The sequence below is a fragment of the Kaistia sp. MMO-174 genome, assembly GCF_037147815.1.
Lineage (GTDB): Bacteria > Pseudomonadota > Alphaproteobacteria > Rhizobiales > Kaistiaceae > Kaistia > Kaistia nematophila.
This window is the reverse complement of record NZ_JBBCUO010000014.1, coordinates 1-1,835: the sequence shown is the minus strand read 5'-3', so window position 1 is coordinate 1,835 and position 1,835 is coordinate 1. Positions and strand designations below refer to the sequence as shown.

The window sequence follows — 1,835 nt, the reverse complement described above, 5'->3', positions numbered from 1 at the left end:
GACGGCATCTGGGTGGCGTCGACGCTTCTCGCTCAGACGGCGCTCGAAGAGGGCTGGATCGAACGCGAATACAAGAAGGACCCCTATACCGCGACCGAGGGCCGGATCCGGCTGAGGCTGACCGGCTCGCCGGCGGCGCGGCCGTCGCTGGCTGATCTTCGGTCCTGGTCGGTTTGAGGTAAGGAAGCATGCTCGATCTTCGTACCGACAATCTCGGCTATCTGCTGCCGGCTAAGACCAACCTGATGAGGAGTGAGGACGTTCCTCGCCTCATTGAATCGTTGAAGATGATCGACGCCGATATTGCCGAGATCATCACCGGCATGGTGTTGCTGGCGCCGCTGCACCACTCGCATGAGATGGCGGATATCGTCGGCCTGGTGAACGCGCTCGTCGGCAAGTCGTCTGTCGGCCACAATCACGGCATCGGCACGCTCACCGGCGTCGATTTTTCCAGTGCGACCTCCGGCCAGTGGGCCAAGTTCAACGGCACGCTCTGGATCCCGGCCTTCATCGTGGCGGCGGATCTGGCCGACAAGATCATCTCGAACGCCAAGCTGCGCGACAGCGTGGCGCTCTCGCTTATCGGCCGCGCCGCGAGCTCGACCGGCTCGCCGGCCGACATCGTCGCAGCGGCGAACGACACCTTCCTGCGCCGCGTCGGCGATGCCCTCGGCTTCGGCCAGCTCACTATCGGCATGGTGCCGGACAGCCTGTTGACCTTCGTCAAACTGGCCTCGGCGGCGATCGCCAGCCAAGCCGAGGCGGAGGCCGGGAGCGCAACGAACAAGCTGATGACGCCGGAGCGGACGGGGCAGGCGATCGCGAAACGGACGCGCGAGCTGTTGACCGGGGATCGAACGTTTTATGTTTCTACCTCGGGAAACGACGCGAATGATGGTCTGACGTCGGGCGCGCCGTTTCTCACGATCCAGGCCGCGATTGCCGCCGCCCTGAAGCTTGATACCAGCGTCTACACCGTGATCATCCAGCTTGCGGATGGGACGTATACCGCCGGCGGCATCATGCGAGCACCGTTGATCGGCTCTGGTCGACTTCGCATTCAGGGCAACAACGCCACACCTGGCAATGTGATCGTCACGGCGGATGCCTGCTTCGCGTCAGAAGGTGGCCGACTGGAAATCCGCGATCTTGAGATGCGGGCGACGTCCGCCGGCAACTGTCTTGCTGCCAGCAATTCCGGGACGCTCTGGTTCCGGAATGTTCGCTTCGGTGCATCAGCCGGCGGAGCGCACATGAATGTGTCGTCGGATGGAAAAGTCCTCGCGGAAGGGGCGTATTCTATCGTTGGCGCGGCGGCATATCACGCAGTCGCATACGGCGGACTGATCAACTGCCAGTCGCAAGCAATTACCCTTGCCGGCACCCCAGCATTCTCTTCGGCTTTTGCTCTCAGCTCGCTGCTCTCGACGGTCGTCTTCGGTGGCTGCACCTTCACCGGCTCGGCGACGGGCAAGCGGTATCAGGGGGAAACGAACTCCCTGATCACGGTCTGGGGCGGAGGGTCCTCGTTTCTACCGGGCAACTCGGCCGGAACGTCGGCCACCGGAGCGCAGTACATTTAAGGCGAGATCAAAATGCTCAGGTTCACCCCCGAAAATTGGTTCTGGATCATCGGTGGCGACGAAAGTCGCTTCTGGTCGAGCGCGGCCAACGCCTATGTCAGCACGCTACCGCCAGCGGCCGGCGTCACCCGCATCCTAAACGAGGCGGAGCTGATCGAGGCGCTGGCCCGTCTCGGAATGCCGGGGCCTCCGATCGCCCCCACAGTCGCCAACCTTCTCGCCTATGCGGCGGCGAAGCGCTTCGAGGTC

General features: G+C 63.2%; 2 protein-coding genes. Both read left to right on the top strand.

The genetic code is table 11. From position 1 onward, the window contains the following. The first annotated feature begins 188 nt into the window (after positions 1 to 188). Positions 189 to 1,586 (top strand): DUF1565 domain-containing protein, encoded by a 1,398-nt coding sequence (locus WFK98_RS27185; RefSeq protein WP_336802516.1) that lies wholly within the window; start codon positions 189 to 191, stop codon positions 1,584 to 1,586. A 12-nt stretch (positions 1,587 to 1,598) separates the two neighbouring features. Then, positions 1,599 to 1,835: hypothetical protein (locus WFK98_RS27180; RefSeq protein WP_336802515.1), on the top strand; the 237-nt coding region annotated here is incomplete at its 3' end.